Consider the following 18150-nt stretch of genomic DNA (forward strand, 5'->3'; position numbering starts at 1 on the left):
GACCTTGGATGCCACGTCGCCGTCGCCATGAAACCGTTCGAGGATTTGGCCTGCCGGCATGTTCATGCTCCGACCGCAGACGCATGCAATCCGCATGTCGGCGCGATCGGCCGCCCATTCACCGAGCGTTTTGTACGGTGCCTCGATCGTCGGCCGTTTGCTCACAGCGGTGACACGTCCTCATACCGTCCCGCCTTGCGAAGCTGGCGAACGATCCCGTTAAACGCGGCCGTCACGCCTTGGGCTCTGCCAATTTCGTTCGTCTGGGATGCTGCATCCCAATAGAGCTCGAGGGGCCAACGTTCAGGGCAGTGGGGTAGAAGACAGCGTAGCGCGAGACGGACTTCCATGCCGTCGACGGTCGTCTCCGAACACCTGGCCACGCCGGCACGCAGGATGTGCACCGACAGCGCGATCACCACGCGCTGGTGCCGAGGCAGCGTCGACACGGATTAGTGGAAGTCGTGCGATTTGAAGCGCGCGACCTCCTCAGGATCCTTACCGTCCGCATGGGGCGGCCAGTATTGGTTGCGCGGCTCGGGCTGCCATCCCTTGTCCCCGCGATCCGGTGAGCCTGGATGTTGGCCCGCATCGCCGCGCCCGGTGCGGTGCGGGAAGGACATATCTCCGACACGGTGGAGCAGGTCGCCATGGTCGACGATCCGGTCGCAGATGACGTGGATCACCTCGCCTTCCTTCTGCACGCGCCCCTTTAGACCGACCATGGAGGCCGACATTACGGTTCGGCGCTGCGCCTCGAAGCGGTCGGGCCAAAGTATGCCGTTGGCGATTCCGGTCTCGTCCTCGATCGTTATGAACAGCACACCCTTCGCGGAACCGGGCTTCTGACGCACAAGGATGATGCCCGCGACTTCGACATGGCGGCCGTCGCGGACGCTGGCGAGATCCGCGCAGCGCGTCACGCCGCGACGTGTCAGCTCGTCACGCACGAACGTCAGCGGATGAGCACGGAGCGACAATTGCAGGTTGCGATAATCCTCGATCACCTCACGGCCATCAGTCAGCGCCCGCAGCTGCACCTCTGGCTCAATGCCTTCCGCGCTCAGTGTCTCGGCCGCGCGGTCAGCCGCGGCAAAGAGCGGCAGCGGAGCCTCGCCGAGCCCCCTCACCTTCCATAGACCCTGCCGGCGATCGGCACCGAAGCTGTGAAAGGCATCGCCGTCCGCCAGCTTCTCGATCGCGGCACGCTGCGCGCCGGATCGGCGCCACACGTCCTCGACGCAGTCATATGCGGTGGTGCTGCGCGCCGAGACGATTTTCGCTCCGTCAGCGTTCGATAGGCCGCGGATTACTCGCAGGCCAAGCCGCACCGCCAAATAACGCCCGCCTGTTCGCTCGAGGGTGCAATCCCACCGGCTCGCATTGACGCAAGGTGGCCGCACCTCGACCCCGTGCTCGCGCGCGTCGCGGACGATCTGTGCGGGCGCGTAGAAGCCCATGGGCTGCGCGTTCATCAGCGCGGCGCAGAACACGTCCGGATGATGGTGTTTCATCCAGCTGCTCGCATAGGAGATCTTGGCGAAGCTGGCGGCGTGGCTCTCGGGGAAGCCGTAGGAGCCGAAGCCCTCAAGCTGGCGGAAGGTGCGCTCCGCGAAGTCGCGGGGATAGCCGCGTGCGACCATGCCCTCGATCAGCTTCTCGCTGAAATGGCTGACCCCGCCGGTGAATTTGAAGGTGGCCATGGCGCGGCGCAGCTGGTCCGCCTCGGCCGGCGTGAAGCCCGCGCCGACGATGGCGACCTTCATGGCTTGCTCCTGAAACAGGGGAACGCCGAGGGTCTTTTCCAACACCGCGCGCAGCTCCGGGCGCGGGTACTCCGGCCGTTCCAGCCCCTCACGCCGGCGAAGGTACGGGTGGACCATGTCACCCTGGATCGGCCCCGGCCGCACGATCGCGACCTGGATCACGAGGTCATAGAAGCGGCGCGGTTTCATGCGCGGCAGCATGCTCATCTGCGCGCGGCTCTCGATCTGGAAGGTGCCGAGCGTGTCAGCCTTCTGGATCATGGCGTAGACGGCCGGGTCATCGTCCTGCAGGTCGGCCAATCCAACCCGAATGCCTTTGTCCTGTTCGAGTAGGTTGAAGGCCCGGTTCATGCAGCCGAGCATGCCGAGGCCGAGGACGTCGACCTTCATGAACTTGAGGGAGTCGATGTCGTCCTTGTCCCACTCGATGATCTGCCGATCCTCCATCGCAGCGGGCTCGATCGGCACTAGGTCGTCAAGGCGATCATGGGTCAGCACGAAGCCGCCCGGGTGCTGCGACATGTGACGCGGCACGCCGATCAGCTTGCGCGCGAGGTCGAGCGTCAGGCGCAGCCGGCGATCGGCGATGTCGAGGTTGAGCTCGTCGACCTGCTTCTCGCCGACGCCTTCGGCCGACCAGCCCCACACAAGGCCGGCGAGCGAGGAGGTCAGGTCCTCAGGCAGCCCAAGCGCCTTGCCGACGTCGCGCACCGCGCCGCGCGCGCGGTATCGCGTCACGACCGCCGTCAGCGCGGAGTGGTTGCGACCGTATGTCTCATAGATCCACTGGATGATCTCCTCGCGGCGCTCATGCTCGAAGTCGACGTCGATGTCGGGCGGTTCGCGGCGCTCCCCCGACACGAAGCGCTCGAACAGCAGCTCATGCTTGATCGGATCGATCGAGGTGACGCCGAGCACGAAGCACACGCAGCTGTTTGCGGCCGAGCCGCGGCCTTGGCAGAGGATCCCGCGCCGACGCGCCTCGCGCACGATGGCGTACACGGTGAGGAAGTACGGTGCGTAGCCTAGCTCGCCGATCAGCCGCATCTCATGCGCGATCTGCGTCGTGTAGGCCTCCGGCACGTTGCCGTCGAACATCCGCTCGACCGCTTCGGTCGCCAGCTTCTCCAAGGCTTCTTGCGCTGACAGCCCTTCGATCAGGCGCTCGTGCGGGTACTGATAGGCCAGCTCGCCAAGGTCGAAAGTGCAGATGCGCGCAATGTCGACGCTGGCCTGTAGCGCGTCCGGATAGGCGCGGAATCGCCGGACCATCTCGTCTGGCGACTTGAGCGCCCGGTCCGCGTTCACCTCCCGGCGATAGCCGAGCTCGTCGACGGTGCATTTCTCGCGCACTGCAGTCACGACGTCCTGCAGCAGTCGTGCCTCGGGCGCATGATAGAGGACGTCGCCTGTCACGACGGCACGGACGCCTGCCCCGCCCGCCTGTCGCGCCAGCGCATCGATGCGGACCGCGTCCCCCGGCCGACGCCGCTGGAACAGGGCCATATAGCCGCGACGCCCGTAGATAGCCTTCAGGTCCTTCAGCGCGGCGACGTTCTCCTCGTCCGCCTCGTGCGGCAGCAGGATGGCGACAACACCCTCGGACCACGGCTCGAGGTCGTGCCAGTGGAGGAGGCACCCGCCCTTGCCCGCCCGCTTCTTGCCGACGGTGAGCAGCCGCGTGATCCTCGACCAGGCGGGCCGGTCGGTCGGATAGAGCAGCAGGCGCCGGCCGCAGGACAGATCGACGCGCGTGCCCGCGATCGAGCGGACGCCTGTGGCTTTCTGCGCCTCCCATGCCCGTACGACACCCCCAACGGTGCCGATGTCGCTGACGCCGATCGCCGGGTAGCCGAGCAGCGCCGCGGCCGCGAACAGCTCCTCCGGCGACGACGCGCCGCGCAGGAGCGAAAAATGGGTGAGCACCTGTAGCTCGACATAGTGGGTCATCCGAAGACCCCGTGCATCCACCAGGACAGGTCGCCCGTATCTTCCTCGAAACCGTCACCGCGGCGGAAGACCCAGTAGCGGCCGCCCGCATCGTCCTCGACACGGTAATAGTCCCGCACCGCCCACACCTCGGCATCGCGGCGCCACCACTCGCCGTGCACGCGCTCGGGGCCGTCGCCGGCAACGATCTTGTAGGTCTTGCCCCGCCACTCGAACCGACGCGGTGGCTGGTCCGGCATCAGCGCCATCACGCGCGCCAGCGGTTCAGGCCGGGCAAAGAGGCGGATCGGGCGCTTCCATGCCGGCCATGATCCTGGCATCTCCACCGGGTCGGAGCGGGTGACGGCCCGCTCCGGCACATGGCTTTCGACGGGCGCAAGCCGGTAGACGGCATAGCCTCCAATCCTGCCGGCGATGACGTCGACGAGGCGCGCCGGGTCCCGCACCAGCGTCTCGCCGGCGAGGACCGCGCCAAGGTCGACCGCATCCAACGGTTCGGTATGCGGCGCGACCAGCCAGAATTGCTCGAGACCCATGCCAGGGTCGATCCGCTCGATCCTGAGCTTCAGGAGCCTGAGAAGGTGCGATACCTCGCGCGTCGGCCGCGACGTGCCGACACCCACGACCTGTTCCGTGCCGTCGACGCGCACGGCCGTGAGGCGGAGTGCCCGTGCGCCCAAGCCTCGCGCCTCCAGGACCTGCGCTAGATCGTTCAGCAGGTCGCCCATAACCTGTTCGATCGCCTCAGCTGTGCCGATCGGCTCAAGGAGGCGACGTTCGACGATCGGAACTTCGGCATCCTCGCGCGGGGTGATTGGCTCGGCCACGGCGCCGAGCGCCTGGTCCAGACGCGTGATCGCCGGCAGGCCGAGCCGACGCGCCAGCGGTCCGCGCGCGACCGGCAGCAGATCCGCTATCGTCTCGAAGCCGAAGCGTTTGGCCGCGCTGATGGCGCTCGGCGCCAGGCGCAATGCGACGATCGGCAGCGGCGAGATCGCACTGGCGGTTGCACCCGGCTCGACGCGGGTCAGCTCGCTGCGGCCGAAGCGAGCGAGGGCATGGGCCGCCCCTGCCGTATCAGCGACGGCCACGCGTGCGGTAAAGCCGGCACGACGGCAGAAGGCGATCAGCCGCCTGCAGAACCGCTCCTCACCACCATGCAGATGCGCGCAGCCAGCAAGGTCGATCCAGAGCCCATCGGCGGGCGTGACAGCAGCAATCGGAGACCAGCGCCGAACCGCGAACAGCGCCAAGCGGTCGAGGAGTGCAGCATCAGCCTCCGGCTCGGCCGGACGGAAATCGAGATCCGATACGAGCGCGCGCGCATGGGTCGCAGCCATACCGGGATGGATGCCAAGCGCCCGTGCGCCTTCGCAGGCAGCAACCACCTCCTCGCGCCGGCCAGCCTTCCCGATAAGCGCCAGAGGTGGAAAGCCATGGGTTTTAATATCCAACGGCGATGCTTTTGGCTCCGGATGCCCTGCGATCACGGTCTTATAGGGGTGGCTTGCTGCCTCCGATCGCCGGCCGAGCTCGCGCATAGGCGGCTGCGCATGTGTTGGCAGCGCCGCGATCTGCGTCTCGACGTCGACGCGGGACGGCAGGCCCTCGCGTGCCCACCGCGCACCTGGCCGCCAACCGCCGCCCCGCGGCACCGAACAGGCGCCGGGGTCGTCATCTACCGGCAGCTCGAGGACAAGCCGTTCAGGCTGCCGCGAAGCGGACCGTTCCAACCGTCTCAGCCGCTCGATGGCCAAGTCCGGCAGGAACAGCGAGACGACCCGTCTCATCGCTGCCCTCCACAATCAGGGAGAAGCCCTCACCACCACGCTGGCGAGCGCATTCCACCGTCCATCTCGCCCTTCCTACACCCGCGACCTCAAGCCGCTCGGACGGTGTGGTGCCGATCCGCCAGCGGGTCCAGGCCGCGGATGGTTCGGCAAGCGGATCCTCGTTGAGTCCGCGTCGACGGCGCAAAAGCAGGACCGGCATGTCAGCCTCGGCCGCGACCAACTGCAGGCGGCGGGTGGCGACCATGGAGACTTTGCTCGCCTCCGCGACGATGGCAGACGGTGTACCGTCGCGCACCGTATCCTCGATCACCGCCAGAAGGGCCGCGTCATCGCGCGGTTGGGCATGGATCACGGCTGCGCTGGGTAAGCCGATCTGCTCCAGCGCCGGCGCATACAGGTCAGCGCGGCAGCTCGCCCACAACACCGGCCCGCCTGTCGCAGCAGCTTCGCGCGCGGCGATGCTGGCGAGGAAGAGGGTCGTCGCCGCGTCGTCGACCATCGTGGCACTCTGTGCCGTCGCCTCGTGTAGCGCGCCCGCGCGAAGGCCCCCTGCCCCGAGCCGCCCGTCGATCGCATCGACACCGAAAGGCATGATGCGGAAGTCGGTCGCGGGTGTGGCGATCGTCCGAAGATGCGCTATGGTCGGCGCTGATGAATCAAGGGCGGCGGGCATAAGGGTTAGACTCTACTCGTTCCCTTTATGTTCCGTTACCGAGCTCTATTGGTCAAGCCTCGATCCTCTCGGTTCATCGTTTCGCGGTGGAACACCTGCAAAACGGTGTGAAAACAAACGGCGAAAATCAGCTTTCCAAGGCTGGTCGCGTGACTCATAGAAATGCGATGCCGATCCGCGCCGAAAACCGTTGGCTTTACCCGATCGACTGGCAGCAGCTGTCAGGCACGATCCGGTTCGACCGCGCCGGCAGGCGCTGCGAGCAATGCGGTCGGCCGCACCTTCGGCGGGTCGCTCACCTTGGCGATGGACGCTGGTGGGATGCCGATGCGAGGTGTTGGCGGTCAGACCAGGGCAAGCGGGTTTCGATGAAGGGCGGCTTTACGCTGGCGAGCGTCCGGACGACCTATGTCGTGCTGGCATGCGCGCACCTCGATCATGATCCGAGCAACAGCGCCCCGGCTAACCTGCGAGCGCTCTGTCAACGCTGCCACATGATCCACGATGCGGCCGAGCACCGCTGGCAGCGCTGGTGGAATGGGTTTCGGCTGCGGGCGATGCGGGACCTGTATGAGGATCCGCGCATCACCCGCGAGCGACACGCTGCAAGTTAGAGGTCAATGTTTCGGTTCTTCATGGCGTCAGCCGCGATGTCAGCGATCGGCCCTATCCCGCCGACTGCCTCATAGATCACGGTAACATCGTGGTCCTCGAGCTTGTCGAGCATCAGCGCAACCGCTCGGGCGTTCGCCTCATCCAGTACGGTCTTTGTGTCGTCGCTCGTCATGAGTAAGGATTCCGCTCGTTTTTCTAGGGAGCATGAATAGCATGAACATCAGCGAGCTGGCCAAGGGCGTCGCCACGTCGACGGGATCGAGCGAAGCCGACGCCAAGAAGGCGATCACGGCGGTTTTCGATCAGATCGCGGACGCTGCAGCGAAGGGCGATGAAGTCTCGATCCCTGGTTTCGGCAAGTTTGCCGTCAAGGATCGGCCCGAGCGGCAGGGCCGCAACCCGGCGACCGGCGAAGCCATGACGATCGCGGCGTCGAAGAAGGTGTCGTTTACCGCCGCGAAGGGTCTGAAGGACAAGCTCTGACGAACAAGCGCCGGCGATCGTCGCCGGCGCCGATAGGAGGCGCTGATGTGTAATCGGTATCGATTAACGGCGAAGCAGGCCGAGGTGGCTGCGACGTTCGGCATCCGCACCCCCTATGAGGTGGAGGAGACGTTTCCAATTGGCGATATCTTCCCGACGGGGAAGAAGACGCCGTTCTATGGCGCTGTCGTTGTGCAGGATGGCGACGATCGCAGGCTCGAGCGCATGGAGTGGGGCGTGCCGACGCAGGTGCCGAGTAAGCGTGATCCGACGGTAAAGCTGACGAAGTACGTGACCAACGTGCGCAATCTCAGTTCCAGCTTCTGGCGGTCGATGCTGACCACCCCGGCTCGGCGTTGTCTCGTGCCGGTTACGTCGTTCTCTGAATATGGACTCGCGCCTGGTGAGGACGGCAAGAAGCCGCTGCACTGGTTCGACGTGCCCAGCCGACCTGTCTTCGCCTTTGCCGGAATTTGGAGACCGACGGAGCGCGGGAATGCTTATAGTTTTCTTACTACTGAGCCCAACTTCCTAGTCTCGCCTATACACCCCAAGGCAATGCCTGTCATTCTGCATGACGACGATTATGCTCGATGGCTCACTGGCCCCTGGAACGAGTTAGAGCCACTTGTATCTCCGTATCCGGCGCAACTCATGCGCTTAGAATAGCGCTGCACTTGCAAGCGGCCGCGCCGACTTTGCCTTTTATGCGGCACCGTTATGGGGATTTATGAGGCTTCGGCTTGGTAGGCTGCGGATGCGGATGTTGAATAGTGGTCTTCATCACAGTGAGGCCGTCGTCGCTCTTCACCCAATTGGCATTCCCCGATTGATCTATGACAATGATTTGCTGATCCGTCGGCATTGGATAACCAGAAATCCTCGATCCGCCGCTCGTAATAATTGATACGCAATCTGTTCTGCCGCCATTCGCCGCTGGTCTCTTTAGGCCAGCGCAAATCAAGGCACTCGATTTTGCTTCCTTCGCGAGCCGCATGCCCTCTTCGTAACCAACCGAGAGGACTGTACCTGATGCAAAGAAAAGACCGTACAGGATACCGAAGACGATCATGGCAACAAAGGGGCCGGACCCAATTATAATAGGTCCAAAGCAGCCTGCTGCCTTCATACCGTTCATGCCTGCTCGGCTGACCGCCCTTACGCGATGACCAACCTTCCGATCGATCCATCGTATTCTATCGATGATCGCTAGGCAGGTCATGCTTACAGCGCCGCCTAATATGCATATCAAGGTAACCGCCAGAAAGATCGCTGTCGCGGAGGCGTTCAGGATAGCGACTATTCCGGCTATGAAATCGCCAGCCGCAGTCTGGTCCTGCAAGCCGGATGGCAGGCCAAACTCATTGAACAACGAAAGCTGGGATGATTCTCCCACAAATAATATATAGGGAGGTATTAGCAGTGTGACGACTGGAAGCGAAAGGCGCAGGACCTTTACAGCGCGACCGAGGAAGCGCTGCCTTAAATTACCGTGCTGACCGTCTGCTAAAATAGGCACTTCCAGCCCTAACTCCGAAACGTCATATCGGTTCTAGGCGGGGCTACAGACACTCCGCCTCATCGATTTACGCCTATGCAAGTGGTACGGTAAACGCGTCTATAAAGCGATCTGCTGTCAGGTTATGTGTGGCGAGTTGTTGATGTACGGCCGCGGGGTCTCCAAGAACCTCCTCATTCGCCGCTTTAACGAAGTCCAAAAAGCTATCTCTAAGTAGCCGAAGCCGGTGCCCATCTATGACCCGGCAATCCGGTATAGCAGTGGCCTGCGGCCCTACATACGAGAGTGGATGAATGATAATCGGGATAAATGGCTCGGTATCCCCATATCGGTCTTTGAACCACTCGATTGATTGGCCGAGTTGGCCGAGGTCGCGCTTTTTTATGCCTTCCTCGGATCCAGCCTCATTTTTGCATTCTATGACCAGAAACTCCCTCCCTGGTAGCCGCCAGAGATTATCCGGACCTTCCTGATAGTCCTCCTCTGGCCGCTGCGAGAGCATCCCGATTGCTAGACCAAGCTGACGCACAGCCTCCTCAAAACGTTTGTAAGGCACGCGCTTAAAGGCAAGATCCTCCTTGACGTCCGTCGCGAAAAAGATCCGATCCTGATGCTCAAGACGGCGGGTCCGCAGGTAACGTATTGAACTGATGGGGTGGATGCCCCCTTCGAGCGGCGTCGTATGATGCCGGACCGGCACCGGGAGGTGCCAAGCGAAGGAGGAGCAGATGACCGACGTCCACATCCTCGCCATCGACCTGGCGAAGCGCAGCTTCCAGATCTGCGCGACAGCGCCGGGAGGGGCGTGTGTGGATGCCCCCGGTTTTGCAAGGCGATTTTCCGACGTTCTGGCGGCTCGGCGCTTATATCGTTCGTGTGTCAGGCCTGTTCGCGTGGCTCATCGTTTGCCACTGGCCGGTATGCAGTTCGAAGAACGCGGTCCACATCGGTTCAGAGAGCTACGATGCTCGCGCCCCGGGACTGGTTTCCACGTCCTGAACATTGAAGTCCTTGCCGCATAATCGTCAGTCGATCTCCTTGCGAGGGCCGCGAAGCCCCCAGGCGCTTACCGGTTCGCTTCAGAGGAAGACGACCGGCTTACGCCATCCGATAATTCTCTTCTCGCGTCATCATCGCCCAGATCATGCGCGCCATCTTGTTGGCCAAGGCGACCGCAGCCACCATTCGCGGCTTGCGACCGAGCACATGGCCGAGCCAGTTGTCGGGCAGGACGCCTTTGCGGACGATCCATCTGATCCGGCTCATCGCGCCGACGATCAGCAGCTTGCGGATATCGGCCTGCCCCATCTTGCTGACCGAGCCGAGCCGCGTTTTGCCGCCGGTGGATCGCTGTCGCGGGACCAGGCCCAGCCACGCGGCGAAGTTCCTGCCGCTTGCAAAGGTCCGCAGATCCGGCGCGAAGGCCATGATCGCGCCTGCGGTCACGAGGCCGACCCCCGGCACCGTACACAGCCGACGCATGGCGTCGTCAACCTTGGTCGAGTGAACGAGCTTCGAGTGCAGCTCCTCGATCTTGTTCGTGAGCAACGCGATCTGGTCCAGGTAGAGGCGTGCGACATCGCGAACCGCGTCGGGAAGGTCGATCGCGCCGTCGTCAATCATCCCGACGACTGACTTCAGGTTCGCAGGCCCTTGCGCCACGACCAGGCCGAACTCGGCCAGGTGGCCACGGAGCGCATTGATCAACTGCGTGCGCTGACCGACGAAGGATTGATGCGTTCGAAAGGCGACGGCACGGGCTTGATGCTCGGCGCTCTTCACCGCCACATAATGCAGGTTCGGTCGAACAGCCGCTTCTGCGATCGCTGCGGCGTCCGCTGCATCGTTCTTCTGCCGTTTGACGAACGGCTTTACGTAGATCGGCGGGATTAGGCGAACGTCATGCCCCAGCGCTTGCGCAAACCGGCCCCAGAAGTGGCTCGTGGCACAGGCTTCCATCGCGACGATGCATGGCGCCTGCTCGCGCAGATGCGTCTCGAGCTTGGCCCGCGACACGGTCCGGTTAAATAGAACCGCCCCTCCCGGCGCTGTCGCGCAGATCTGGAAGCTGCGCTTCGCCAGGTCGATGGCGAGGATGTGGACGTCGGTCATCTGCTCCTCCTTCGCTTGGCACCTCCCGGTGCCGGTCCGGCATCATACGACGCCGCTCGAAGGGGGCATCCACCCCATCAGTTCATATTGCAGACACAGCCTGAGCTTCGTTCACTGTTGAGAGGCGTTCATAGCTAAGCGCTTCGAGTGGGCGGGTTACGCTCCGGTTCAAAGCGTAGGCCGCCTTGGTTATTTTCTGCGCCTCTGCCCGATCGTGAAAGTGCGTAAGCTGCGCAAGGCGGCTCATCAACCAGGCCTTATTGTCATCGTCCGTTGCTGAGGTCACCACAGGTTGCAGCGTTGCGACTGCTCCCCTCGTATCGCCATCTCGAGCCAAGTCGATTGCGGATCGCAGGGTCACCTGCGTGCGGTCAAAGCGCAATTCATTTGATCCCTCGGCTTTCAGCAGTGCCGACCGCGCTGATTTTCGCCACCCGTCGTGCCTGCTCAGACAGTGGTCGACGACTTGAGCGACCTTTCCGATATCGATTGTCCCGCCCGCCGCCTTCTCGACCTGTTTCGCGAGTTTTAGAGAAAGGTCGAGCTGCGCACTCGTCGCGGCGGTAAGCATCGCCTTTCCGTCCGCAGAAAGAAGCCTCTCCGTCAACTTCGAGCCGAACAGGATGACGGCGCAAAAGTCGTCAATTGATCTCACGCCACGACCCATGCCTTGCTCTATCCGCTGCACCTGCCGGTGCAGAGTGACACCGGACGCGCTCAGCACTGTCATGTCCGCGCGTTCTACCAGCGATGCAGCCTCTGGCAGACCTACAATAGCGAGAACGCGGCACGCGTCGTCCGGGAGATCGATGCCGTCATATCTGTTCACAAGCACCGTCATACCGACGTGCGATTGCCTGAGCTTCGCGACACCGTCAGCAACATCATCGCCCATCAATATTTGGTCGGCGTGGTTAGCCCATTCCTCAGAAGCTGCTTTCGATGGAACAATAACGACGACGTTATGCTCCTTTGAAAGCTCCTTCAACATACCGCTGACGTCGTTGAACGTTATGTCCTTGTTGAGCTGTTGCGGCATCAAAATCATCCGCTCGCCCATTGTCGCGGAAGGCGTGGTTACCGCCACCTCCAGAACGTCAGGGTCTGCTCCAAAGTGAGTGGCTAGGATAGTGTCATCAGAGAGCGTCGCGGTCATGTAGATGCGCCGTTTGGCACGCCTAAAGGGGTTGACCAGGTCTGCCCAGGGATAGACGGCAGAAATCTCCATCTCTTGGCCGCCTATTATCACCCGGCAGAGCGCGAGGCCTTCGCCAAGGAATGGGACGACGTATTTGAAGGGCTTTTCGCTCTCGGCGTTGACTAACTCTGTCAGTAGTTCATCTGCAGCATCTTTGAGCGCCCAGTAGGGCACCTCAACGTAATCGCTGTGATCGTTAGCTTTAATCCGTTTGAGGCTGCGTGGGCTTTGTTGGTTGATTGCCTCCTCGAACCTGTTGAGAGCCCATTCGTAAACGGGATGGCTGGACGGGATCGTTAGCCGGAATTGCCGCTCAAGAGTGCGCAGGCATGCATGTGCATCGTCCACGACGATGGCGCCTATGGGGATCTTCTCGCCCTCTTTGGCGACGCCAAACACTGACATGCCATTAAAGACGTGATAGATGCTTGTAACGAGGATCTTAGAGCCGGCTTTGACATCAGGGTCCCGGGTGGCCGTAGAAACGGCGATACCCAAGCGATCTGCCTCCCATACTACTTGGTCGACTAGAAGGTTATCCGCGCATACAAATACGGCCGGATAAATTCCCTCATTAATCGAGCTTTGCAGAGCGAGCAGTCCGACGGTCGTCTTTCCGGATCCTACATTAAGCTTGATGACAGTGTCTTTAGACGTTCCCCGGGAGAACCACCCGTCGAGTACGTCCCGTTGAACATCCCGAAGAAAATCGAAATCCTTATGTTTGTCGAGGGTCTGGAATATCTCACGCGGGTTAATAGGTGCGACCTCGTCGTCATCCAGCAGCGCATCAAAGTCGATATCCATAAGGCACCCTCTTCCGATTAGAGTAGAGGACTCGCATTGATTACGCCTGCCCTGCAATGGGTAAATGTCTCTGCCTGGCTTCAATGTGTGCGGTCTGGTATGGGTATACCCTCTGCGTTCCTACTCTGGCCGGTCCGATTTCCGCCAAAATTGGACGTCATAAATTTGGCTCGGGTTGGCCCTTTGGTCCGCCTGAAGTCCTAACCAAGGAGGACCAAAGGGCACCCTACCAAACGGCACCGCAGAGCTCCTTTGAGGATTGAAGCTCTGCCTTATGTGCGCTCGCAAGACGGTGTCGGCGCGTTGAATTTACTGCTGGCGACTGTCCTACAAACGATAGGCCCGCGAGACAGTCGGGTGCTCCACCTCGATGCTTGGACACATGGGTGAGGTTATGTCTTAATCCTCGCTCTATGTAGATTCGTTTCAATGCGGCGTCGAACACCGCCTGGTACCGATCAGCGGCCAAGCGTTATGGGTTTGCGTGTGTTCATTGACGGGTATGCCACAGTCCTCGTGGCACACCTCACATTTCAATCGAACTATAATTTTCGAAGGCATTCTAGAAAGGGTAAGCGGGTGCTGTTCCCTTGATGGTCGTCCACTGCCAATGCGTAAACTCTTCCCAGTTCGCCGGGCCGCCGATCGATGTTCCGTTACCAGATGCTCCGACACCACCGAAAGGGTTAACGACGTCGTCGTTCACGGTTTGGTCGTTGATGTGGACCAGACCCGCCTGAAGGCGGTCACCAATGGCCATACCGCGTCCAACGTCGCGGGTGATGATCGCCGCGGACAGGCCGTATTCAGTGTCGTTGGCGAGCGCGATCGCCTGTTCATCACTCTCGAACGGTACGACAACCGCCACAGGCCCGAAGATTTCGTCGCTGAACGCAGGCATGTCCTTGCTTACCCCTGTCAGCACGGTCGGCTTGAAAAACAAACCATCGGACGTGCCACCCGCAGCTACCTTCGCACCTTGGGCAACGCTTCCATCTAGGACCTTGCGGGCGTGGTCGGCTTGCGTCTGGTTGATGAGCGGTCCAACCGCGACCTGCCCGGACATTGGATCGCCCACCGGCAGCGCTTCCGCGTGAGCTACGAGGCGCTTGGTGAACTCCTCGACGATGGTCGCATGCACCAGCACCCGCCCTGCAGACATGCAAATCTGTCCCTGATGAAGATAGCTCGCCCATGAGGCATTCTTGGCTGCCAGTTCGAGATCCGCGTCTTCGAGGACGATCAAAGAATTTTTACCGCCAAGTTCCAGCGAGACCTTTTTCAGGTTTTCGCTGGCCGTCTTGCCTACCATCCGACCAGCGGCGGTAGATCCAGTAAATTGAATCATGGCGACGTTCGGATCACGGCACAGCGCCTCGCCCGCGTCGCCGCGTCCCGGCAGTACCTGGAGGACGCCATTTGGTAGACCCGCAAGCTCGAACAACCGGGCGATCACGAAGCCGCCACAAATGGACGTGCGCGGATCGGGTTTTAGCACAACTGCATTGCCGACCGCGATCGCTGGTGCGACTGCGCGCATCGCCAGATAGAGCGGAAAGTTGAACGGGGCGATGATGCCTACGACGCCTAACGGTCGGCGACGGGCGAGGCTGATGCGCCCACGCTCGCTCGGCAGCACAAGCCCCTGCGCTTGCTGTGGCATGGCACCCGCAAGCGAGATCGACTTGATGGTTATAGACAGTTCGAATTCGGCCTTCGCTCTGACCGATCCACTCTCGCGCATGATCCACTCGACGATCTCGTCCCACCGCTCGGTTGCAACCTGCACAACCTTTGGAAAAACGGCTGCCCGATTATCCGGAGTATCGGAGGCCCATGCCTTCTGAGCGGCGCGCGCACTCGCGGCAGCCGCCGCGATGTCGTCGGGGCTGGCGATGCCGATCTTGCCTAACGTCGCTCCCGTTGCAGGTTCTTGAACGTCTGTCGTTGTCGACAGCGTTGTCCAGCTCCCGGTGAACGCCCCGCCGCTAAGCTGCTCGTCTCCGATCAGTTTTGTGCTGTCCGTCACTTCCGCTCTCCTAGCTTTTCGTTTGGCATAGCGTACCTTCGATCAACATCGGGCCGCAAAGACCGTTGAGGTCGCTCACCGATACCCAGTGGATATGATGACCCTAATTTAGGCGTTGTTTTCGGTCTACAAGCCAATTGGTGGTACGCAGGCGACCGTGGCGAGCTACCGTCAGGGTATTGGATAGATACAAGATCTGTATTGGACGGCAGTCGACTCTCGTCATTACGCTCCTGAAATCGACACGCACGAAAAGCGGCGATGCGTTCGGCTGGAGCCGAAGCGACACGATGCGGCGCCATTGCCGCAAGGAGAGGATTGATGAACGACGACGCGAGCATTCGGGCGCTCAACGCAGTCCTCGCCGCTGAGGATGGCTTGATGCAGGGGCGGCTCGAGCGGCGTGACTTCTTGCGAGTTGCCGCAATGGCGGGAATCGCTTCCACAACTGCTGTGAGCCGGGCCGCATTCGCGCAGGCCGCCCGCGAAAATCAGCTTCAGCTTGGCGCGGCACTCCAAAAGCAGTACGATTATATCGTTTGTGGCGCCGGTTCGTCCGGGTCGGTTGTCGCGCGCCGTCTCGCTGAAAACCCGGCGGTCAAAGTGCTGCTTCTTGAGGCAGGCGGCAGCGATCAGGTGCCGAGCGTTACCAATCCTGGCGTTTGGTTCACAAACCTCGGTAGCGAGCGGGACTGGGGCTTCAAGGGCGCGCCAAATCCCAAGATCAACAATCGCGAAATCCCATTATCGATGGGCAAGGTCCTGGGCGGCGGATCGTCGATCAACGTTATGATCTGGTCGCGTGGTCACAAGAACGACTGGGACTATTTCGCGAGTGAGTCCGGTGATCCGCGCTGGAGCTACGAGAACGTGCTCGGAATTTACCGCCGCATTGAGGATTACCAAGGTCCTGCCGATGCGCACCGACGAGGCAAGGGTGGTCTTGTATATGTCGGCGAAACACCAAATCCTTCGCCCATTGCGCCCGCGATGCTCGCATCGTGCAAAGGCGTTGGGATCCCGACTTTCCCTGATCAGAACGCCATCCTGATGGAGGGCGTCGGCGGGGCTGCGATCCCCAACGTTCGCTACAAGCCCGGCGAGCGCCTCAACGTGTTCAGCACCTATGTCCGGCCGATTCTGGATCGGCCGAACATCACGGTCCTCACGCAGGCGACGATCCGCAAGCTCACCACCAAGGGCACGCGCGTCACTGGGGTCGAGTTCACCCATGGCGGAAAGCTGATGACCATCGGTGCGACGCGCGAGGTAATTCTTTCGACCGGCGCGATCAACACGCCCAAGATCCTGATGCAGTCGGGCATCGGCGAGGCGGCGCAGCTTCGCAAATTCGGCATTCCTGTCGTCGCGGACCTCCCGGGTGTCGGCAAGAACTTCCAGGATCACGTGATGATCGCGGGTTGCGTCTGGGAGTACAAAGAGCCGATCGCGCCGCGCAACAATGCCGCCGAGGCAACTTTCTTTTGGAAGAGTGACTCCAAGCTCGACACGCCGGATTTGCAGCCGTTCCAGATCGAGATTCCCTACGTGAGTGAAGTCACGGGCAAGCAGTACAACCCGCCTGCTGGAAGCTGGTCGCTATCACCTGCCGTGGTGCGTCCGAAGAGCCGCGGTGAGATCACCATCACCGGTGCGGACCCCAGTTCCCCGGTCAACATTGCGGCAAATACCTTCGCTGAGCCCGATGACATGACGGCAATGCTCCGTTGCATCGAGCTTTGCCGCGAGATCGGCAATACCGGTCCACTCGCGGCTTTCAACAAGCGGGAGGTTATGCCGGGGAAGATCACTGGCGCCGACCTCCAGGACTTCGCCCGCAACGCGGCGGTGACCTACTGGCACCAGAGCTGCACCGCCAAGATGGGTCGGGATAACATGTCCGTCGTGGACGGGCAGTTGCGCGTTCACGGCATCCAGGGCCTCCGCATCGCGGACGCCTCGATCATGCCTCGCGTAACGACCGGCAATACCATGGCAGGCTGCGTCATCATCGGGGAGCAGGCTGCCAGCGCCATCACCGCCTAAACGAACACGATCAAAAAAGAGGGGAATGCACCATGCCGATTTCGGCAACGATCCGTGGCGTCCTGGCGACGTCCGCCGCCCTGCTGGGCTTTGCTGCCGCCATACCCGTTCAAGCTCAGACAGCGGTCGACCCCGGTGACTACACGGCGCTACCCCCCGGCACCGACCTCGCGCTGGTCTACGGCCAGTTCATCAACCGCGACAAGCTCAAGCTTCCAGGCGGCGGGGAGCTGAAGGACGACACCAATCTCAACACATCGGTCGCGCTGCTGCGCTACGTCCACTTCACGAAACTCGGGCCGTTCGTCGTCGATCCGCAAATCATCGTACCGGTGGGGTCGGTCCATGATGCTCGGGTTGGTGGGCAGAATCTGGGATCATCCACCGGTATCGGAGACGTTCTCGTCTTTGCGACGATCTGGTTTGTTAACAAGCCGAGCGATAACTATTCGACGTATCTCGGCTTCTCGCCGATCGTGGGTATCCCTACCGGGACGTACGACCGCAACAAGGCCGTCAACTTCGGCAATAATCGGTGGTCGTTCGATCCGCAGATTGGCTTCATCCAGGGGCTAGGCAAGAACGTCACCCTCGATCTCTACGGCGACGTGAACTTCTTCACGGTCAACAATGACGTCGGCGCGCTCAGCCAGCGGTTGACGAAGAAGCCCGTCTACCATGTCCAGAGCTGGCTTCGGTACGCCTTGCCCGACAAGAAGACGACGATCGCCATCGGCACCGCGAGTATGTGGGGAGGCAAGGAGCACCTCGACGGCGTCTATACCGGTCAGCGCTCTGAGCGTCAGCAGATTAGACTGGCGATCCAAAAATTCGTCGCGCCGAAGTGGCAGCTCGAGCTGATCGGCGGACGTGACGTACAATCACGAGAGGGCTTCAACGAAGCTGCCCGAATTCAGGTGCGGGTCCTAAAAATCCTCTGACCGACCCTGCGGAACCAAGCTCGAAGCCGAGGTGGGCCGGTCGCTGCGGCGATCGACCCACCTTCCTTATGTTCCCCCAGCGTCAATCTGCCAACTTCGCGCCGCTGAAGCCTCGGTGGTTGCCTCAACGCGTGAACACCCCTGAGCTATTGGAGGGCGCCAGCGACCACCTCGGTTGCGACTCCGCGCTGCTGCCGCATTCGCACTTCCGGCTTTGC

The 18150-nt window shown here is 61.7% G+C and carries 14 protein-coding genes; 5 read left to right on the forward strand and 9 right to left on the reverse strand.

Features of this window, described 5'->3' with window-relative positions:
• Nucleotides 1-452: 452 nt before the first annotated feature.
• Genes ABC319_RS00215 through ABC319_RS00225 form a run of 3 tightly spaced genes read right to left on the reverse strand, consistent with a single transcriptional unit; the run spans nt 453 to nt 6182 of the window.
• Entirely contained in the window at nt 453-3716 is a 3264-nt protein-coding gene (locus ABC319_RS00215; RefSeq protein ID WP_066773501.1) for an error-prone DNA polymerase, read from the reverse strand.
• A complete protein-coding gene (locus ABC319_RS00220) occupies nt 3713-5506 on the reverse strand; it encodes a DNA polymerase Y family protein (RefSeq protein WP_242417102.1) in 1794 nt (597 codons plus the stop codon). Before ABC319_RS00220 ends, ABC319_RS00215 begins: the two co-directional genes overlap by 4 nt.
• Complete coding sequence (locus ABC319_RS00225) at nt 5421-6182, reverse strand: ImuA family protein (RefSeq protein ID WP_183937299.1); 762 nt, start codon at nt 6180-6182, stop codon at nt 5421-5423. The genes ABC319_RS00220 and ABC319_RS00225 overlap by 86 nt, the downstream gene beginning before the upstream one ends.
• 86 nt (nt 6183-6268) lie before the next feature.
• Here ABC319_RS00225 and ABC319_RS00230 point away from each other — a divergent pair, with 86 nt between their 5' ends.
• Nucleotides 6269-6796 carry a hypothetical protein gene (locus ABC319_RS00230; protein ID WP_242417103.1) on the forward strand — a complete coding sequence of 176 codons (528 nt, stop codon included), beginning with the start codon at nt 6269-6271 and terminating at the stop codon, nt 6794-6796.
• Here the strand turns inward: ABC319_RS00230 and ABC319_RS00235 are convergent.
• Complete coding sequence (locus ABC319_RS00235) at nt 6793-6969, reverse strand: hypothetical protein (RefSeq protein WP_156442302.1); 177 nt, start codon at nt 6967-6969, stop codon at nt 6793-6795. The genes ABC319_RS00230 and ABC319_RS00235 overlap by 4 nt on opposite strands.
• 41 nt (nt 6970-7010) lie before the next feature.
• Between ABC319_RS00235 and ABC319_RS00240 the strand changes: the two genes are divergently transcribed.
• A complete protein-coding gene (locus tag ABC319_RS00240) occupies nt 7011-7280 on the forward strand; it encodes an HU family DNA-binding protein (protein WP_066773491.1) in 270 nt (89 codons plus the stop codon).
• Between the two features lie 45 nt (nt 7281-7325).
• Entirely contained in the window at nt 7326-7949 is a 624-nt protein-coding gene (locus ABC319_RS00245) for an SOS response-associated peptidase (RefSeq protein ID WP_082731335.1), read from the forward strand.
• Between the two features lie 49 nt (nt 7950-7998).
• Here the strand turns inward: ABC319_RS00245 and ABC319_RS00250 are convergent, their stop codons facing one another.
• The 5 genes from ABC319_RS00250 to ABC319_RS00270 form a co-directional block, all read right to left on the reverse strand.
• On the reverse strand, nt 7999-8418 hold the full coding sequence (locus ABC319_RS00250; protein WP_242417104.1) for a hypothetical protein: 420 nt from the start codon (nt 8416-8418) through the stop codon (nt 7999-8001).
• Between the two features lie 454 nt (nt 8419-8872).
• Nucleotides 8873-9544 carry a hypothetical protein gene (locus tag ABC319_RS00255; protein ID WP_413068376.1) on the reverse strand — a complete coding sequence of 224 codons (672 nt, stop codon included), beginning with the start codon at nt 9542-9544 and terminating at the stop codon, nt 8873-8875.
• Nucleotides 9545-9897: 353 nt separating this feature from the next.
• Entirely contained in the window at nt 9898-10911 is a 1014-nt protein-coding gene (locus ABC319_RS00260) for an IS110 family RNA-guided transposase (protein ID WP_413068377.1), read from the reverse strand.
• A gap of 82 nt (nt 10912-10993) precedes the next feature.
• Nucleotides 10994-12916 carry a helicase C-terminal domain-containing protein gene (locus ABC319_RS00265; protein ID WP_413068378.1) on the reverse strand — a complete coding sequence of 641 codons (1923 nt, stop codon included), beginning with the start codon at nt 12914-12916 and terminating at the stop codon, nt 10994-10996.
• Between the two features lie 562 nt (nt 12917-13478).
• Nucleotides 13479-14945: a benzaldehyde dehydrogenase gene (locus ABC319_RS00270; protein WP_022676122.1), complete on the reverse strand. Its 1467-nt coding sequence runs from the start codon at nt 14943-14945 to the stop codon at nt 13479-13481.
• A 321-nt stretch (nt 14946-15266) separates the two neighbouring features.
• Here ABC319_RS00270 and ABC319_RS00275 point away from each other — a divergent pair, with 321 nt between their 5' ends.
• Both ABC319_RS00275 and ABC319_RS00280 read left to right on the forward strand, forming a co-directional pair.
• Nucleotides 15267-16991, forward strand: coding sequence for a GMC family oxidoreductase (locus ABC319_RS00275; protein WP_066667186.1), 1725 nt, complete (start codon nt 15267-15269; stop codon nt 16989-16991).
• Between the two features lie 32 nt (nt 16992-17023).
• Nucleotides 17024-17932, forward strand: a complete 909-nt coding sequence (locus tag ABC319_RS00280) for a transporter (RefSeq protein ID WP_066667187.1) — start codon at nt 17024-17026, stop codon at nt 17930-17932.
• Nucleotides 17933-18150: the final 218 nt, after the last annotated feature.

It is taken from the genome of Sphingomonas phoenicis (genome assembly GCF_047238005.1).
Classification (GTDB): Bacteria; Pseudomonadota; Alphaproteobacteria; order Sphingomonadales; family Sphingomonadaceae; genus Sphingomonas.